We start from the raw sequence: 20,061 nt of genomic DNA, 5'->3' as shown, positions 1-20,061 counted from the left end.
ACTGCGTTGTTTCACGATTGTGCGCACAAATATACGCTATTATCTTGAAAGCAACGCAGATATATAATTTAATTTTCACTCTTCATGCAAAGCTTCTGCCGGTTGAATACCCATTGCCTGCCGGGCAGGGAGCCAAACAGCTATAAATACGGTAATAGCCAACAAGATATAGGTAACGGACATACCTGCCAGAAAGCGAAGTAACGTAAACTCTACAGGATAGTTGGAAACAACTTCCGCAAAGCCCAAATTAGCTCCCACTATTATTGCCGGAATAAATGCCAGAGTCAACAAAATCAGTCCTTCACCTAAAAGGAGTTTACGCAGACTTACCCTGGTACTGCCTAATGCTACACGCAACCCCAGTTCCGCACGGCGTTGTTGGGTACGGAACCAAAAAGTACCCAGCACAGCAAGAAAAGCATTCATTAAAAAGAATACAGCCACTGAAAGATAGGTATACAAATCATTGCGAGGCTCTTTCAACTGTATATTTCTATAATCACTCATCGGGCGCATATCTCCAAGATAGAAATTTCCTATCATCAATTGTTCACGCATCTCTTTACGAAACTTACGAATAAAATCTTCTCCGTCGGAATCAGGACGTACCCGGATGTAAACACCTAAATAAGGAGCATCCAGATAATAGAAAGGATATTTTTTTGTGTAAATCAACGGAATATAAGTAGCCGACTGATGAGCGGTAAACTCATTGTACTTTTGGCTTTCACATACAGCCGCTATACGTACACTGTCTCCGTTTAAGTTATTCTTTACCCATTCGCCCACAGCAGGACGATCCGGAAAAAGTCTCCGGGCCAGATTATCCGTTATAATAATATCCGTAAAATTTGCCTTACCCGACAGTTGCTCCGGAGAACTCCCATCTGCTCCTTTCACTCCGAATACCCGGAAATAATCCGAACTAACGCCACGCATGTAACTATTACAGGTAATTGTATCATGCACAAGTGAAGCTGTTTGGTTCATCCAGACATAGTGTTTATGCATGTTTGTATAGCAAACAGATTCCACCGCCGGATGATGTTCCAAGCGGTCTATGAATGCATAGAAATCATCTGTAGCATTCTTTGTATGAAGACTGTCCGGAAGAAATTTTGCACTTTCAGGAGTAAGTACACCAATATTGAGAGCATATACATTGTGCCAGTTGAATCCCAAAGGACGGGTTTGATTAACGGTAATAACATAAACGTAATCTACCGCATACCACATGCAAGTGGAAATAACAAACAACCCGGCTATCAACCATCCATTATGCCGCCGGTTGTTCCATATTATTGTAAAGATGTGCTTGAACATATTGATTACCTTTCATTTAATGCATTGACAATGGTTGTACGAGCCACACGCTCTGCCGGAATCCCTGCAGAAAGTAAGTTGAGAACCAGACAGAAAAGAAGTGCCACAAAGAATATCCACGGACTTATCATGGAAGCATTCATTGTTGCCGTTCCACCATCCGACAACTCAGATGCCAACAACCAGTCTGCCAGTAACCAAAGAGCAAAATAAGAGAACAACAATCCTACTAATCCTCCGATCAGCGTAAGTAGCAAATTCTCGGTAAGAACTTGCCAGAGCAATCCCGAACGGGTAGCCCCGAAAGCTTTACGTACTCCAATCTCCGAAAGACGTTTACGCATCCGGCTCTGTGTCAGTCCTGACAAATTAATGGCGGGAACAAGCAGAATGACAATCACAATAATGATATAGCGGATTATGACTTCCTGTCCCGGAACACCACCATTTGCATACTTATGAAGCATCTGAACGAAAAAAGTATCGGGTTGTCCCAATAAATCCAGTTGCATTTCCTGATCATTGCTGTTCAGCTTAGCCAGGTTCACGTCTACTTCCTTGAGTATCTCAGGAAAATCGGCAGAGGAATGTGCCAGAATAAAACACTGAAAACCGCCTGTATGTCCTTTTGTCCATCCCGAAAGATCAATGTGGCTAATATCACTATTAGTAGTATAAGGTACCCATATTTCAGAATAACTCTGCTCAGCAAACTTACTCACATCACGTACTACCCCGCAAATGGTGAACTCTACAAAATTTAGTTCCAGACAACGTCCCACAGCTTCTTCTACTCCACCAAACAAGCGGCGGGCTACACTTTCGCATATTACGGCTTGTTTCAATCCGGACTTAAAAGCAGCCTCATCATAGGGTTTTCCGGCAAGAAACCCAAATTCAAATACACGCCAGAAGGCAGCATCGGTATAAAGTGACTGACAATTAATCTCCTCGCCCCCACCCGGAACAGCAGCCAACATACGTCCATATTCACAAATAGCTGTTACAGCTTCTGCGGTTGTCAGCGGATAAAATAGTTGTTGTATATCATAGAGAGATACCCGGCTATAATTGCGTGCATCTTTATTCTCTTTTTCATAAACACTGGACCATTTCACATACAACGTACGGTTACGGTTTGTTTCCGGTTCATAATTTGTTGTCTTAGCGTGCAACAAAATGATAATCACCATCACCACTGAAATAGCAAGTGCCGTACCGGCAATACTGATTGCAGAGAGCAGCTTATTCTCCAGCAGCAAATGAAAGGCTTGTTTGAAATGTTGTTTAAACATGAAATAATTTACGATTAGACGATTTACGATTAAACAATTGGGATTACTTTCAGTTATGGGGGGGAGAAAACCAGACGATTGAACGATTTACTCAGTAACTTCAATCGTAAATTGTCAATCGTCTAATCGTAAATTCCTTTATTCTTCCCTCAGTGCCTCTGCCGGCTGTATCTTCATCGCTTTACGTGCCGGAATACCAATACCTGTCACAATCATTAAGGTAATGAGAACAAATGTAAGAACTGTGGTAATTATGAAACGCCCGGTTTCAAGGGTAGTACCATTCATCCATGAGTTCAGTTCGGCATGTGCTAAATTCCAGTCGATAACAATGGCAGGTACAGTAGCTATCACAAGCAACAGCAATCCTTCTGTCAGCAAACGATTAAAGATTGTACGGTTTGTTCCTCCCAATGCCTTGTGCAGAGCAATCTCACTCCGGCGTTGTTGCGTACGGAACCAGAAGGTACCCAACAATCCCAAAAAGATATTCAGTAGCAGAAAAACCATGCCGAAAACATAATTACGCAACTCATTCATAGAGTTCTGTTCAAAATTGCGGCGAATGTCTGCAAAAGAGCGAATATCGGCAATGAAAACATTTCCCACACGTAACTGTTTCTCACTGTCAGCTTTAAGGCGATTGATAAAGTCTACATCCTGATTTTCCTTCACACGTATACATACTTCTAAATGAGTATCATACCAACTCCTCGATAACTGATAAAGCATACAGTAGGAGAACAAAGCCTGATCGTGATCCGAGTAGCGTATCGGTTTCAAAGAAGCAGCCAGATTGTAAGTTTTCGTAGTATCACCCCACAAATAAAACTGTTTACCTACCAATGAGGTTAATTTAATATTATATTTTCTCTCATACAGATTATCAGATGCCAGAAAGTTCTCTTTAGTCAGCATTTCTGCCAATTGCTCCGGTGTTTCTCCGCGTGTCCCCTCATAGCGGAATACCCGCAGGAAATCCGGAGTTACCAGACGACGCACTACATATCCATAGGATTGAAGTGTATCATACCTTATATCACTGCCGCTATTGCTTCCATTATAAGGATAAGAATTCTGGGACAAACTTACAGCTTCTACCTCCGGACGACGGGCGATACGGTTCACCAACTCTTCTATTTCATCGGCAATCAATGTGTCATTCGGAATAAAGTCAGGACTTTTATCTGTAAGTCCGCCCATGCTTACGAGATAGCAATGAGAGATGTCGAACCCATGCGGCTCGTTGTACACACGATACTGAACATAGATATAATCCACAACATACCACATCACCACACTTACCAATAGTAACTCTGTAGCTATCCAAAGATTGGAATGCCACTCATTTTTTATCTGTGTAAATAGTTTTTTATTCATCATTCATTCGGTTTAATGAGTTCTACCTCCCAAAGCATTTACAATACTGGTACGCGACGCTTTCCATGCCGGCAGGCCGGTACTCAGGAAGTTAAGTATAAAGCAGAAAAGCAATGCATACATAAATGTAGAAGGTTGTAGCAGGATAGAGGCATTTACTTCGGGTGGATTGAGCGTAGCACTATAGTCCTGAAACAGAAAACTGTTTCCCAGATAGGCAAACAATACACTGAAAAGTAAACCTGCCAGACCGGCAAACAGGGTTACTATCAAGTTCTCCATTACAATCTGCCCCATCATCTCCGTACGTGTACTTCCAAAAGCACGACGTACACCAATCTCAGAAACACGCTGACGCAAACGGCTCTGAGTCATACTACTCAGGTTAATGGCAGGCACCAACAGCAGGATAACGAAAATAGTAATCCGCTGTCGGCGGGCAGCCTTTACATCAGGCTCCCAGTTGGCAGCAAAAGCTATAGCCTGCTTCTCCTGATCGTACGGACGATTGCGATAAATTAACTCATAACCACTTTCGGCCAACAAATGATTATACTGCTGCTGCATTTTCTTAACCTCTTCACGAATGCGCTCAAAGTCGTCCCGGCTTTGTGCCAGAATCGTTACACTCATCATTCCCATATGACTATCACTCCATGTATCTTTGGCCAAATCTGTCGAAGTATAAGGGATCCACACTTGTCCGTATGAAGAACTTGCCAAAGTAGAAACATCTTTCACTATCCCCACTACTTTATAGGGAGCATGATTTAAAAGAAATTCATATCCAACGGATTCAGTTGTACCAAACAGAGCACGGGAAACACTCTCTGTCAACACTGCCACAGGCCGGCCGGAATCAAAAGTAGCCTGGTCATAAGGTTTACCGGCAACAAATGCAAAATCGAACACCTGCCAGAAAGTATTGTCAGTCTGTCGTAAGTCAATACTAACGGCAGGACTACCCGGCACAGAAACGGGAGTAGTTATTGCCGCACAACAATAAACAGTAACTGCCTCAGGGGTGGTAAGTGACTTAAAGCAAGCTTTTGCAGTTTGTTCGCTCATAGGCCCGTTGCTGGTACCGTCTCCCCACTCCTTGTTACCGATACTCATAAAAGCAAAGTGCAGGAAACGATCTCTGTTGCTTTCCGGAGAAAAAGGAGCTACCTTCACCTGCTGAATCATCACCACCAGCATTATGAGGAAAATAGCAAGCGCCGTACCCAGTACACTGACCAGACTTATAATAGGTTGCTGGCGCAATTGTGCCAACGCTTGTTTGAAATATAGTTTAATCATCTTGAAGATATTTACGATTAGACAAATTAGAATATTTACTAAATCTCCTTATCTTTTACTCTCCTGTTTCCAGATTCCGGGTATTTACCCCACCAATACCGTCTTTCGTAATTTTAGCAGTTTTGGCATATCCGGACAAAGTCATATGCCCTACACCATCAGCATTGGCTATGAGGTTAACGCAGTTTACATGCACATTCACCTTTCCTACTCCTTCAAGACGGGCACGAAGAGTTTTGCATTCCAGATCGGCTATATTTATAGAACCAACACCAGTCATATTCAACTCCAGATTCTTCAGTTTTAGTTTCTTCTCGCAGCGGAAAGAGCCAACACCCTCAACGTCAACGCAAGACAAGTCCGGAGCAGAGATATAATACTTTAACTTCTTTGAATCGTTATTTTTTTGCTTATAACTGAGGACGAGCTTACCATCCTTTGCTGTAACAGTAACCTTCTTCACATACTCCTCGGGGCCTTCAACGCGTAGAGAGTAATCATCCGACTGGGTAAAAAAGATATCGCCCACTGCCTGCAGGCGGATGGAAGAGAAGTCGGCAACCGCTTCATTGCGGATCACTTTTTTATTAGACTGTGCCCGTAAAGGAGAAAAAAGAATCCCCAGCATGAGTGCGATAGTAAATATGGATAGACTTGTTTTCATTGTCGTATATGATTTCTTTAAGTTATAAAAAGTAAGAATGCAGAATATTTAGTTAGGTCTCAATATCATTATAATGTCTATTGCACTTGTCTGCCGTCAAAGAAGCGAACCGTACGGGAAGTCTGTTTAGCCTGTTCTTCATTATGAGTAACCATCACAATAGTGCGTCCATCTTCTTTGTTGAGACGATGAAGAAGTTCCATGACTTCAGCTCCCATCTTTGAGTCCAGGTTACCGGTAGGCTCATCCGCAAGAATAATCTCTGGATTGCCGATTATAGCACGGGCTACAGCTACCCGCTGACACTGACCGCCGGAAAGTTGTGTAGGAAAATGATTCATACGATGGCTCAGCCCCACTTTCTCGAGCACTTCCTTTGCCAAGCGTTTACGCTCGCTACTGTTAACACGGCGATAAAGCAACGGAAGCTCTACATTATCCAGTACATTCAACGAGTTTATCAAATGGAAAGACTGAAAAACAAACCCAAGGGTCTTGTTACGAAATGCCGCCAGCTCTTTATCCTTCATCCCTTCTGTATGAGTACCGTTAATTTCAATCGTACCGGTAGAAGGCGTATCAAGTAACCCCATAATGTTCAGCAGTGTAGATTTTCCACATCCGGAAGGTCCCATAATGCTAAGAAACTCACCACGGGCCACGGTCAGATTCACGTTTTCAAGGGCTACCGTTTCAATCTCATTCGTACGATAGATTTTGGAAAGAGAAGTCAATGTTATCATAACTTAAGTATTTAATGGTATTAATTATTTCGCATTTTATCGGTGAAATATAGTCAAATCGTGTGCCAAAGAAGTAAATCACTTATTTCCTGATGATTAAACAAAAACTCTATTGTCCGAAAATGAACACTTTGCCCAAAGACGAACTATCAGGAGATACAAAAGTGAACATAAAACAGACGGGGTGTCTGTCATAAAATTGATCCAAATCAAAAACGTTCAGGCGGAACTATACCCTGACATTTTTTGTTTTACCTTTGCAGCCGGTAAAAGAAAATTAAGGTATTAGGTAAGGTTTTGTATGAAGAAGAGTCTGATTGCTTTGGCGTTCGGTACCTTAGGATTGGGTATCGCCGAGTTTGTAATGATGGGTATTCTGCCCGATGTGGCAAAGGATTTAAATATCAGTATTCCTGCGGCGGGACATTTCATTTCTGCTTATGCATTGGGAGTCTGCGTGGGTGCCCCTATCCTGACTCTTGCCCGGAAACATCCCTTGAAACGTATTCTGCTTGTACTCGTTGCACTAATTATGCTTGGCAATATTTGTGCAGCAATGGCTCCTAATTATTGGGTATTATTGTTGGCCCGCTTCATCTCCGGACTGCCACACGGGGCGTATTTCGGAGTAGGCTCCATCGTAGCCGAGAAAGTTGCCGACAAAGGAAAAGGTTCGGAAGCCGTATCTATTATGATTGCCGGAATGACCATTGCCAACCTATTCGGCGTTCCTTTGGGAACTTCTCTGAGTACGATGCTCTCATGGCGTTTCACCTTTCTTTTAGTAGGTGTCTGGGGAGTTGTTATCCTTTATTACATATGGCGTTGGGTGCCCAATGTAGAAGGACTGAAAGATACCGGTTTCAAAGGGCAATTCCGGTTTCTCAAAACTCCTGCCCCCTGGCTGATACTTGGTGCTACGGCTTTAGGAAACGGTGGAGTATTCTGCTGGTACAGCTACATCAATCCTATGCTGACCAATGTCTCCGGATTCTCCGCAGAAAGTATCACCCCATTAATGATCCTTGCCGGATTCGGTATGGTAATGGGGAATCTGATTAGCGGGCGTCTTTCCGACCGCTACACACCTGGAAAAGTGGGAATGGCTGCACAGGCGCTTATCTGCATCATGTTGCTTTTAATCTTCTTCTTCTCCCCGTACAATTGGCTGGCCGTCATCCTGATGTGCCTTTGCACAGCGGGATTATTTGCAGTTTCCAGTCCGGAACAGGTATTGATAATCCGCGTAGCCAAAGGTGGAGAGATGCTGGGAGCAGCCAGCGTACAAATAGCCTTCAATCTCGGTAACGCCATCGGTGCTTATGCAGGGGGACTGGTTGTAAGCAATGGCTACCGTTATCCGGCATTGGCCGGCGTACCGTTCGCCCTTATCGGCTTTACGTTATTCTTCATCTTCTATAAAAAGTATCAACCGAAATATATTTAACACTCCTGCACAACCTGAGAATCAATATTCCGGCAAGAATCTTCCGGCTCATGGCAACAGATAGTAACCGGCCGGTCCTATCACTGCATTTCCGACAAATATGCTGACAAAGGAATGTGGAATAATTGATTGTGAATGGAAAATATTGGTCATCCTCCATTTACAACAGATATTACACACGCGTTCATTGTAAAGCACGTAATATTGCAAAGAAATTCGGATAAGCTATAATTGAGATGCATATTAGCGCAAACGCCCACTGATTAGAGGAGTGTGCGCTATCATTGAAAGCCAATATTAAATCATTAATAAAATATAGAATGAAGAACATTATTCTCAGGAAAAACCTCCGGCAGCATGCCCTACTCGGATGCCTTATGCTACTTCCTCTTTCGTCTGTATGTTTACAGGTAAGTGCACAACAAATTGCTTTTCCGGGTGCCGAAGGCTGGGGACGCTTCGCGACCGGCGGACGTGCCACAGATCCTGCCATAGGCAGTAAAGTGTATTATGTGACAAGTTTGGAGGACTATCTTTCGACGGAAGAGCCCATTGAAGGAACCCTCCGTTGGGCACTGAGTACAGGAGACGATACCCCACGAACCATTCTTTTCAAAGTAGGTGGTACTATCGTCCTGAAAGAACGGTTGAAATGTCCCAGACCCAATGTAACCATTGCAGGTCAATCTGCTCCGGGTGGTGGTATCTGTATCTCGGGAGCCAATATCTACATTCACAGCAAAAACTTTATTGTACGCTACATACGCTTCCGTGCCGGTGACTTGTCGGGTAAAAACTACTCTTCATTAGGAATTGAAAATACGGAGAATGTTATCATCGACCACTGTTCCTTTAGCTGGTCAATGGAAGAAAACGTGACGATGTACGATAACAAGTACACCACCATGCAATGGTGTATCCTGAGCGAACCGCTCTATGTATCCAAACATGATAAAGGCGCACGCGGTTACGGTGCACAATGGGGTGGCGAGCATTCTACGTTTCATCACAACCTGTTTGCACATTGTGTAGGCCGTACTCCGCTGGTGAATGGTGCCCGTGACAAAGCTGCCAGCGGACACGATGCTTTTGTAGACACGGAGATTATCAACAACGTGCACTTCAACTGGGGAAACAAGGGCGCCTTATACGGTGGGCAACTGCATTCAATTATCGAAGGGGCTTATTCACGCACCAATCTTATCAACAATTACTATAAGCCGGGGCCTGCCACCAATACATTCCAGGAACGCTGGTTTGCCGACTGTTCTCATGATGCCGCCAGTGCTACCGGACTGGGAGAATGGTTTATTGACGGAAACTTATTTGAAACCAATGAATACAAAAACGATAAGAACAAAGGAGACCACTCGCAGGTGAATGCCGACAACTGGATATATGCAGACGGAAGCAACTCTAAGAAAGCAGTCAATCTGCGTGCGGGTACAAACCTTATCAACGATATAAAGCTGACTATCCCCTCGGCCAGCAGCGACCTCAATGTAGAAACGGCAGAAGAAGCCTACTATAAAGTCATCAGGCAAGCCGGAGCACAACTGCCGAAGCTCGACGAAGTAGACACACGCATCCTGGCCGAAGCAGCAGGAGAATCGGTACCCGTAGACAGAGGTGCTATCAAATGGAACAAGACAGAACCGGCATCTCCTACCGTAAAATTTGTTGGTATGATCAACTCTCAGGACGATCTGAAACCTGCCGATGCCAATGAAAACTGGACTCCCTGGCCTGATCTTACTCCAAAGAACGGTGAATCTGCCCCTATAGATACAGATGGCGACGGTATCCCCGACAGTTGGGAAGATGCTAACGGGCTGGATAAGAACAATCCCGCAGACGGAGGAGCAATCAGTGCGAACGGTTATTCCAATCTGGAAAACTACCTGAACAACCTGGCAGGAGGTGGCGGTACTTCTATCGAACGTCCTTACGCAACCAACAGTGAAGTGACTGCACTGTATATCACCAGCCTAACGGGTGCACAGGTATACTCTTCACATCCACAGGCTAAGAAAAATGAAATCAATCTGCCGGCATTACAACCAGGTGTATACATTATCACTTATATCCTGGCCGACGGAAACAGAGAAAACGAGAAAATCATAGTTACAAACTAACGCCTAAGAGCCTGTTTCAACTTTATTATGGACTAAAGTTGAAACAGACTCTTGCTTACTCAATAGATATTAAAATGAAAACCTGTAAAGTAATCTATCTTCTGATGCTGTTAACATGCCTGCCAGTCTCTACCCGGCTGGTTGCACAACAGCTTCCTGCTTTTCCCGGTGCCGAAGGGCATGGCCGCTACACAACAGGCGGACGGGGAGGAAACGTCTATCATGTAACCACTCTTGAGGACAGTGAGGCCAAAGGTACCTTGCGCTACGCTGTAAAGCAGAAAGGGGCACGCACCATTGTCTTCGATGTAGCCGGAACCATCTACCTGAAGAGTGATCTGAAAATCTCCAATGACAATATTACCATTGCCGGACAGAGTGCTCCGGGACAAGGAATCTGCCTGGCGGATTATCCGGTTATCATCTCGGCCAACGATGTCATTCTCCGTTACCTGCGTTTCCGGGTAGGAACAGCAAGCATAGCTACCGGTGGAGAACCGGATGGTCTGGGAGGTATGGATAAAAAGAATATCATTGTAGACCACTGTTCGGTCAGCTGGTCTATTGACGAATGCCTGTCCGTATATGGTTCTGAAAACACAACGGTACAATGGTGTCTTATCTCCGAAAGCCTGCGCACTTCCGGACACAGCAAAGGGAAACACGGGTATGGCGGTAACTGGGGAGGTGCCCATGCATCTTATCATCACAACCTGATGGCTCACCACGAAAGCCGCGTACCCCGCCTTGGCCCGCGTCCGGGAACACAGGAACGGGAATATATGGACCTGCGCAACAATGTATTCTACAACTGGGCAGGCAATGGATGTTATGGTGGTGAAGGTATGAAAGTAAACATCGTAAACAACTACTACAAACCAGGTCCCGCAACCCCTCAGAGTGCAGTACGTTACCGTATTGCCAAGATCGGCGTAAGAACTACGGCATACTGTACCAATGCCGACGGCACTCCTAATGCATGGAAGCCAATGGAACATGTATGGGGACAGTTCTACGTAGACGGCAATGTGATAGAGGGCAATGCGGCCGTCACTGCCGACAACTGGACAAAAGGTATCTATGAACAGATCAATAATAAAGAGTGCGACAACACCTTCAATGATCAGGTAAAGGCCGAAATGAAACTGGATACTCCGCTTGAAACCGATGTCATCACTACCCATACCGCCGAACAGGCATTCAAACAAGTATTGCTCTATGCCGGTTGCTCCAAAGAAAGAGATATTATAGACGAACGCATCGTGAAAGAAACAGAAACCGGAACGGCGACTTATCAAGGCAGCGTATCCGATGATGCTGCCAAAAAGCCCGGTCTTATCGATCTGCCCACCGATGTAATGCCCACAGGAGCTTCCAGTCCCTGGCCGGAGCTAAGTAAGGGGGGAGTTACCACCGACCAACTGAAAGATACGGATGGTGACGGTATCCCCGATGTATGGGAGATAGCCAACGGTCTCAACCCGAACAATGCCACCGACGGAAAAGCAACGACTTTGAGTCAGGAAGGATACACCAATTTGGAGGTATACCTCAACAGCCTTGTAGCCGATATCACAGAGAAGCAAAACGCTGATGGAAGTGGAACCGGTATCGGAAAGGAGTCTGAAGATGCAATTACAGTATATGCATCGGGCAATACTGTAATTGTAAACGGACTTTCAGGAAAGAGCAGTATAGAAGTATATACATATAGCGGTGTAAAGATCCGCCAAATAACGGTAAATACTGCGGAAACGTCATTCAGTCTGCCTTCGGGAAATTACATTGTCCGGACGGCAACTGCCCATACTACAAGCGTGAAGAAGATTCTGATTCTGACAGATTGACAAATTGTATTTTCTATACCCTTTTTATAACGCCATAGCGGAACCAACTCCCGGTTGGTGGAATTAAAGACATTACAGGCGCATCAGGAGAATGCAAAGAGTTTGCATTTGATTATTTTTTGCATCAGCACAAAACACAATCTTCTCCGCAACGATCCTTATGATCAAAAGCAGATAAAGAATAGTTCATTATGCTATTTTCTCCACGGTCATTTCCAGCTGCCTAATAAGTCAAATAAGCACATCAAAGGAGCTTCCGAAGCCCTCCCCGGAGCCGGGCAAATCACTCCCCGGAGCCGAACATGTTGCTCCCCGGAGCCGCGCACACTGCTCCCCGGTGCCGGACAGATCATTTCTCACCAACAAAAGCAGGCTTTTCCGGTAAGAATATGCGTATATTCTACCGGAAAAGCCCATTTATCTGCATATTCATGCAGCGTTTTCATGTAAAGTATTCTCAGATGGAGGGTTTCAACAAAAAGTTTAGTTAGCCGATTTCAGATATTCCTATCCTTTTGCTTCCAAAAAGTCTTCATCTCTATCTTTCTCTTTCTCTTTTTACTTCCACCAGATAACCTTCTCCCCCACCACTTTATAACCTTACAACTCTATAACCATCTAACTCCATAACCATCTACCTCCCCATGCAGAAAGCACTTAACGTGGGTTCTGTACCATATTCGGATTGGCATCTATCTCTGCTTGCGGAATAGGCAATGCTACCCGCAGATCAGACGGAGTAATAACCGCAGCCCCGGATACGGAAGGTAAATGCCAGCCACCGGTACGATTCACCGGCAAACCATTTCGCATGGCATCAAAGAAAGCATGCCCCTCTCCTACCAATTCCTTGCGACGCTCTTTCAGGATACGTTCCAGGCTAAGTTCTGATTCTTTCACCGACTTCACCGGATTGGCACGGCTCACAATGGCATTGAGGCAATCCAGAGAGAATTTCAGGTTTTCTGCCCCACCCAGCTTAAAGGCAGCTTCGGCAGCATTCAGATACACTTCGGAGAGACGGACAATGCAGATGTCATTGTCCTGCGGATTATCCCCCGTCTTGCCGGGATACTTATTCAGATACTTAGGATAGCCGGCAGAACCTTCGGGCAGTATATCTTCCGCCGGTTTTTCGGGCAAGCGATTCAACACGTGGCGCACATCATCCGGGTCTTCTCCCAACAGATCGAGGAAGGCTTTGGTGAGTACAAGGTTATTCCAATCCTTCACATTATCGGCATACACCATCGGAGCACCCTCACCTCCCGTTCCGCCATCCGGTTCGGAAAGGGTATAGTAAAACTCAAACAGCGACTCAGAACTGAAGTCTTTTCCCCACACGGTGGGATATTCTTCGTGTGTGAACAGTTTATAAAGCCCTCCGTTATCTATCACTTCTTTGGCCAGTGCGAGTGCCTGCTCATTATTATTCATATAAAGATACACGCGCGAAAGCAATGCTTTGACACTCCACACATTGAGATACCCGTCCTTCTTGTCAGTAGAGAGGGCCGAAAGATCCAGTGCCCCCGTCATATCGTCTATCACCTGCTGATAGCACTCGGCTACGGTGTTGCGGGCAGGCTGATGGGTAGGCAGTGTCGTTTTAATCTCGATAGGTACTCCTAAAGAAGCACCGTTGTCCAATGTATAGGGCATAGCAAACAGGCGGGTAAGATCGAACAAAGCCAGTCCGCGCAAGGCAAGCGCCTCGGCTTTGATACAGTTGAGGGCAGTGACATCATCCGTCGCCACTGCACCGGATTCAATTCTTTCCAACAGACTATTTACCTGGTGAATCACACTGTAAGGCTGATTCCATACACGCGTGATGTTCAAGGCATCATCTGCCGTAACGTTAAATTCATAATAAGGCGATACACGCTTTCCGGCTCCTTTGCTGATACGTGCCTGAACATCTTCGCCACGACAATCGGCATAATAGAGGTAATTATCACCATAGTAACTGTGCGAAGCAGCAATACGATAGATACCGTTCAAGGCTATTTGTGCCTCTTCGAGTGTACGGATAGCCTCCGGAGTAGTCACAGAAGTAGACGGATTCAGGTTCAGCCAGTCACCTGAGCAGGAAGAACAAAGAAGCGATGTGGCAGCAAATATATATATCAATGTACGTTTCATATATCTGAGTATTATAATATAAATGAGTAAAATCAAAAAGTTATCTCAACCCCAAAATTGAAGGTACGCATGGCGGGAGCTTCACAGAACACCTCACCGTTGACCGGTACTTCCGGATCATATTGTTTCCATTTGGCCCACGTCAGCAGGTTGCTGCCCGAGAAGTAGATACGTGCATTCTCTATCAGCGCTTTCTGTGTCCACTGTCCCGGTAGTGTGAAACCGATTGTCAGGTTCTTGAGGCGGATATGATCGGTACTGTGAATATAGCGGGAAGAGTTTTGCGGACCGGCACCTTGTTCCAATACAAAACGGGGTACGTCGGTTACATCTCCCGGTTTCTGCCAGCGGTCTAAGGCATATACAGGCAGATTGTATGACTTTTCTTTGCTACCGTCAGTCTCTATCATCGTACCTGCTTTGTCAAAGGAATAACCACCTAATGAATAGGTAAAGGTAAGTCCCAGGTCGAACCATTTGTAAGAGATGATGTTAGTAAAACCTCCCGAAATCTTCGGATCGGCAGACTTATACGGAATGGCTTGTGCCTTAGAAGCATCATCGGTCTTTTCTTTACTGTAAATCCCCTGTTCATCCTGCGTATTGAGATAGTAGAGGGCTTTTCCGGTCATCGGATCTACTCCGGCAAACTCTTTCACGTAGAAACTATTGTAAGGAAGGCCGATCTTATGGATAAACCAGGAACCTTCGATAGACTGCGTCATATCTCCATCCAGCGTTACAATCTTATTACGGTTGTGCGTCAGGTTCAACACCGACGTCCAGTTAAAGTCCGGACTGGCAAAGTTGATGGTACGCAGTTCAAATTCCACTCCCTTGTTGTTGAGCTGCCCGATATTTGCCAGGTAATTCAGGAAACCGGTAGTAGCACTGATAGGTCGATTGTAAAGCAGATCTTTGGTATCGCGGTTGTAATATTCGAGGCTCACAAAGATACGGTTGATAAAAGCTAAGTCGAGACCGATATTGAGATTGTAATTCTTTTCCCACTTCAAACCGGGATTGGCCTGAGCAGATTCATACGAACCTGCGGCTCCCATATAGTTCTGTCCGTAACTGTACAACCCCATATATCCGTAAAAAGCTCCCGGCTGATTACCGTTGACACCATAGGAAGCACGGATTTTCACATCATTCAATACCGGCTTCACAGCGTCCATAAAAGACTCGTTGCTCAGATGCCACATACCGGAAACAGACCAGAAATCACCCCACCGGCTTTCGGGAGCAAGACGGGAACTACCGTCACGACGGTAACTGCCTGCAATGTAGTAACGGTCGTCATAATCATAATTCAGACGGGAAAGGTAAGAAATCATCCTGTATGCCTGCGTAGAAGAAGCGAAACTTTTCAGCACAGCCGCATTATCCGGTTCGAGCAACACATCCGAAGGGAGCTTGGCTTTCTCTCCCATCGCCTTATCACTCTGATAGCTTTCCAGTTCATAAGCAGCCAATACATCAAGATGGTGCTTGGCGGCAAATGTACGGGCATAGTTGAGCGAAGTAGATGACAATAGCTTACCATATTCGGTAAATCCCTTTGAAGTCTGGGCATCGCTTCCGCTCTTGGGGCCTGCTCCGCTAAGAGGATTCAGATAACGTGAATCTTTCTGCACGGTATAATCATAACTCAGCGTCTCTTTCAGCTTCAATCCCTTGATAATATCTACGGAAGCATATCCGGTAGAGAACATACGCGTCATACGGCTACGGTTATAATCGGTACGGATGTCGCGAAGCGGATTCACATTGGTGCCGGCATAAGAGCCCACATAATTGCCCGAAGCATCGCGCACCGGCATAGAAGGCGTGGCAGACACAGCCACACAAAGAAATGGATTAATGTTAGAACCACGTTCTTCATTCATCTCCTGACTCATCTGGGTGAACATCATATTCCCCCCTATTTCGGCACGGCTACCTATTTTCTGTGTCATGTTCAGACGGGCAGAATAACGGTCCAGGCCGGAGTTCTCTACCAATCCTTCCTGACGGTTGAAACCGAGGGAAGCGTAGAAAGTAGTACGCTCGTTACCTCCCGAAGCAGATACTTCATAATTCTGATTATGAGCGGTACGCATCAGTTCTTTCCGCCAGTCGGTATATCCCAGTTCCGGTATCCCTGCATACGTATCAATATTGGCGTTGGCATACTCCACGGGAGATTCCAGTCCTTTGTCTACGGCAGAGTTGTACAGACCTTCGTAAATCATTTCGCGGCGCTGATCCCCGTTCAATGTAGGACGGAAGTTGACAGCTGCATTCGAAAAACCTCCGCTGGCACTCAAAGTAACTTTAGTACGTCCTACTGCTCCTTTCTTGGTAGTAATCAGGATTACTCCATTGGCAGCACGCGAACCATAAAGAGAAGCGGCGGCGGCATCTTTTATCACTGTGATATTCTCAATATCAGCAGGATTAAGCGTACTCATCACATTGGTTTTAGCATTGTTCATATAAGCAGCGTCGGCACCCGTACCGGCTCCCATACTACCGGAAGTAACCGGTACGCCATCAATGACAAAAAGAGGTTCATTGGATGCATTGAACGAACCCATACCACGGATACGGATACTCTGGTTGGCTCCTGGCTGACCGGAACCGGAAGTGATGTTCACTCCCGTTGTCATACCCTGCAACTTCTGTTCAACAGAGAGTACCGGCACGTTTTTCAGCATATCGGCCCGAAGCGTATTGGCCGATCCGGTAAAGGATGACTTTGAAAAGTTTCCGTATCCGGTCACTACTACCTCATCCAAGCTCAGTGATTCGGGGCGCAACATCACATTTAAAACGCCGTTCTTCGGCACTTTCACCTCAACCGTTTTCATCCCGACATAGGAAACAACCAGGAATTTATCCGATGCCTCCACATGCAAGGTATAACGACCATCCATATCTGTCACTACTCCCCGGCCCGGTGCTCCTTTTACAGAAACGGTAGCTCCGATAAGTGGCTGTTTGTCGTCTGATGATGTCACTACACCTTTTATTTCCAATTGCTGTGCCTGAACATGTATTGCACACAGGCAACCCAACACAAACAATACTACTTTAAAGTTTCTCATTGGTTAATTATTTTAAATCTACAAATACCTATTTATACTTATATACCCCAATAACTGTACCTTAAAGATGCCGAGGAAACAAATTAATTCTAAACAGCAGTAAATAAAAACATTAATTATCCAAGGAAAGCTAAGAAATGAAAAAAGGGCTGTAGAATTGGTCCACATATTTGTGGAATAATTCTACAGCCTGTTCTGCAAAAGGCTAATAATTCAATACTATCTAAAGATAGCGAACATCGCCTGCCGTACTTCCCCGTGCGGGAAGCACTATTTTAGTTTTAGTTTTGTTTTGTTCTTATATTGGCTCATATCGCTCACCACTACCCTGTCGCCCGGTTGCAAACCACTTATTACTTCTGCATATTCAAAGTTGGAATCGCCCAACTGTACTTTCCGTTTCACAATCTCATCCTCTGCAGTCATTACAAATAATTCATACTCGCCACGCCCCACATAATAAGAAGCATTGGCAATCCGCATCACATCTTCTTTCACAGCATTCATCACATACACATCTGTTTTCAGACCTGAACGCAAACGACGGTTGTTATCATCCACCAATTGTACGGAGAAAGAGATAACCCCGTTCTTTGACAGCGGTGTCACACTGCTAACCACTCCTTCCAGCTTTTCCGTACCAATCTTCACAATTGCTTTTCCGCCGGCAGCCACACGGTCACCGTAAGTATCGGCAATTTCACCTTCCACTTTGAAGTGACTCAAATCGGAAATAATAGCCAATTGCCCGCCTTGCGGTACCTGCGCACCCACCTGATTATTAATATAAGTAAGAATAGCCTTGCGCGGAGAACGAATCTGTGCATCGTCCAATGTACGCTTCATCTCGGCAAGGTTCTTACGGAAAATGTTGAAATCGAGCTCCTGTACCTGTAGTTCGGCAGCAGCAACCTGTTTCTCATTATTATATTGTTGTTTGAGTTGTTCATACTCTAACTGGGCTACATTATAGCTCAGTTCCGCCTGGCGTACTTTATCGGTAGTACCTGCACCAAGGCTATCCAGGTAATGTTCGTTGCGAAGCTCCACCTTCATACGGTTCAGCTTCATAGCCGACACCTTTATCTGCATGGCCATGTCAGAAAGTTTGGTCTGGTTGTTCACACGAAGCTGATCCAGTTTGTAACGGCGCATTTGCTCTTCGTCGAGCAATTTCTTGTATTCCGTCTCAGTACTTTGAAGGTCCAGTTTCAAAATAGGAGTACCGACATCTACACTGTCTCCCCCCCGGCGATAAACCTCTACAATGCGACTATTGATAGGAGAAGTTATAATTTCTTCAAAAGCCGGTGCCACCTTTCCCGATGCACTGACGCTGACCTCAATTGTACCTTTGTCAACAGTAGAAAGTACAAGATCCTTTTTCTGAACCCCTGTACGCATCAGGGAAACAAGTACACTGATAACCACAACGGCCGTAACCCCAATGGCTGAATAGCGAATAATCTTTTTATTACGTTCTTTGTTACGTACTTCTTTCGGAATTTCTCTGTCCATCTTATTTCTATTTACGATTTAGCGATTTACGATTGGAGATACTAAATCTGTGCCAAAGTACTAAAGTGCTGAAAACAAGGAACAAGACAAAAAAGAAGGGTGTCCGAAAACGAACACCCTGTACGAATTTAGCAAATGAAATGTTACAAACACTCAGGTTATCTCAACCGTAAACGATCTCCCACTTCCGGGATATAATCACCGTCTTTACGGTTCATCTTATAAAGATTCTTCAGTCGGATACCATATTTCTGAGAAATGGTATGCATAGAATCACCATCTTTCACAATATACACATTATATTGCTTGGGAGCTTTCTTCTTCTTTGCTTTCAGATAGATGATGTCACCCTGCGTCAGAGTATAGTCGCGTTGCAGGTCATTATACTTCACCAACTTCTTCCAACTGATATCGAACTCATCACCCAGTTCTTTGAAAGTATCTCCGTTACGGGCAACCACATAAGCAATGTCATTGGCTATATACACCGGATGCGGGTTCAACAACCACGGATGTTTACGCAACTTACGTTCCGAATAAATACCTTTGGAATCGTACTTATACAAATCATAATCCTCTATAATAGTAATCAAACGGTTGGCATAGGAAGGATCTGTGGCATACCCTGCCTTTTTCAAACCACGTGCCCATCCTTTATAATCGGTAATATTGAGCTTGAACAGAAAAGCATAGCGTGCCCCACGAGTCAGAAACGTAGAATGATCCTCATAAGAGTCTCTTGGATTTTTATAAGCCCGGAAACACTCCTGACGGGCATCATCATCATGCCGCACCGTACGTCCCTTCCAGCTTCCCCCGCACTTGATACCAAAATGATTGTTACTCTTACGGGCCAGTTCACTCATTCCGGCACCACTTTCAAGCAATCCTTGTGCCAGCGTAATACTGGCGGGAATCTTATGCTCTTTCATCTGCTCTATAGCAAGATCTTTATACTTATCAATATAATCTACATAACGGGAATTTTTGCGCTGAGCCTGTGCACCCACAGAAAGCATAAGTGCAAGGGTTATTACGACAAGTCTAAGTGTTTCCCGCACAGGGAGGTGCACCAAGAGATGATTAATTGAAACGCAGATGAACGCAGATTTTCGCAAAGAAAAACAAGGATAAGATAAAGAACAACAGTATTTTAATCTGCGTTTA

General features: G+C 44.9%; 14 protein-coding genes. 4 read left to right on the top strand and 10 right to left on the bottom strand.

Annotated features, from left to right (window positions below; all coding sequences use genetic code 11):
* Positions 1-75: 75 nt before the first annotated feature.
* From HCG69_RS19625 to HCG69_RS19600, 6 genes are all read right to left on the bottom strand, one after another.
* Complete coding sequence (locus HCG69_RS19625; protein WP_221651417.1) at positions 76-1,326, bottom strand: ABC transporter permease; 1,251 nt, start codon at positions 1,324-1,326, stop codon at positions 76-78.
* A 5-nt stretch (positions 1,327-1,331) separates the two neighbouring features.
* Positions 1,332-2,621, bottom strand: a complete 1,290-nt coding sequence (locus HCG69_RS19620; protein WP_221651416.1) for an ABC transporter permease — start codon at positions 2,619-2,621, stop codon at positions 1,332-1,334.
* 138 nt (positions 2,622-2,759) lie between these two features.
* On the bottom strand, positions 2,760-4,001 hold the full coding sequence (locus HCG69_RS19615; protein WP_221651425.1) for an ABC transporter permease: 1,242 nt from the start codon (positions 3,999-4,001) through the stop codon (positions 2,760-2,762).
* 12 nt (positions 4,002-4,013) lie between these two features.
* Complete coding sequence (locus HCG69_RS19610) at positions 4,014-5,303, bottom strand: ABC transporter permease (protein WP_221651415.1); 1,290 nt, start codon at positions 5,301-5,303, stop codon at positions 4,014-4,016.
* Between the two features lie 55 nt (positions 5,304-5,358).
* Positions 5,359-5,967 (bottom strand): GIN domain-containing protein, encoded by a 609-nt coding sequence (locus HCG69_RS19605; RefSeq protein WP_221651414.1) that lies wholly within the window; start codon positions 5,965-5,967, stop codon positions 5,359-5,361.
* A 77-nt stretch (positions 5,968-6,044) separates the two neighbouring features.
* On the bottom strand, positions 6,045-6,710 hold the full coding sequence (locus HCG69_RS19600) for an ABC transporter ATP-binding protein (RefSeq protein WP_002561385.1): 666 nt from the start codon (positions 6,708-6,710) through the stop codon (positions 6,045-6,047).
* Positions 6,711-7,011: 301 nt separating this feature from the next.
* Between HCG69_RS19600 and araJ the strand changes: the two genes are divergently transcribed.
* The 4 genes from araJ to HCG69_RS19580 all read left to right on the top strand — a co-directional run bounded on the left by araJ (position 7,012) and on the right by HCG69_RS19580 (position 12,589).
* Entirely contained in the window at positions 7,012-8,157 is a 1,146-nt protein-coding gene (gene araJ, locus HCG69_RS19595; RefSeq protein WP_221651413.1) for an MFS transporter AraJ, read from the top strand.
* 320 nt (positions 8,158-8,477) lie between these two features.
* Entirely contained in the window at positions 8,478-10,292 is a 1,815-nt protein-coding gene (locus HCG69_RS19590) for a T9SS type A sorting domain-containing protein (RefSeq protein ID WP_221651412.1), read from the top strand.
* Between the two features lie 104 nt (positions 10,293-10,396).
* Entirely contained in the window at positions 10,397-12,139 is a 1,743-nt protein-coding gene (locus HCG69_RS19585; RefSeq protein WP_221651424.1) for a T9SS type A sorting domain-containing protein, read from the top strand.
* 57 nt (positions 12,140-12,196) lie between these two features.
* The gene (locus tag HCG69_RS19580) at positions 12,197-12,589 is read left to right on the top strand and encodes a hypothetical protein (protein ID WP_221651411.1); all 393 of its coding nucleotides are present in this window, start codon (positions 12,197-12,199) and stop codon (positions 12,587-12,589) included.
* Positions 12,590-12,796: 207 nt separating this feature from the next.
* Here HCG69_RS19580 and HCG69_RS19575 read toward each other — a convergent pair whose 3' ends face one another.
* The 4 genes from HCG69_RS19575 to HCG69_RS19560 all read right to left on the bottom strand — a co-directional run bounded on the left by HCG69_RS19575 (position 12,797) and on the right by HCG69_RS19560 (position 19,913).
* Positions 12,797-14,284, bottom strand: coding sequence for a RagB/SusD family nutrient uptake outer membrane protein (locus HCG69_RS19575; protein ID WP_221651410.1), 1,488 nt, complete (start codon positions 14,282-14,284; stop codon positions 12,797-12,799).
* 32 nt (positions 14,285-14,316) lie between these two features.
* Entirely contained in the window at positions 14,317-17,376 is a 3,060-nt protein-coding gene (locus tag HCG69_RS19570) for a TonB-dependent receptor (RefSeq protein WP_221651409.1), read from the bottom strand.
* Positions 17,377-17,646: 270 nt separating this feature from the next.
* A complete protein-coding gene (locus HCG69_RS19565; protein ID WP_221651408.1) occupies positions 17,647-18,894 on the bottom strand; it encodes an efflux RND transporter periplasmic adaptor subunit in 1,248 nt (415 codons plus the stop codon).
* Between the two features lie 158 nt (positions 18,895-19,052).
* Positions 19,053-19,913, bottom strand: coding sequence for a glucosaminidase domain-containing protein (locus tag HCG69_RS19560; protein ID WP_221651407.1), 861 nt, complete (start codon positions 19,911-19,913; stop codon positions 19,053-19,055).
* Positions 19,914-20,061: the final 148 nt, after the last annotated feature.

The organism is Bacteroides sp. K03, assembly GCF_019734355.1.
GTDB classification, from domain to species: Bacteria; Bacteroidota; Bacteroidia; order Bacteroidales; family Bacteroidaceae; genus Bacteroides; species Bacteroides nordii.
This window is presented reverse-complemented; position numbering and strand designations above follow the sequence as displayed.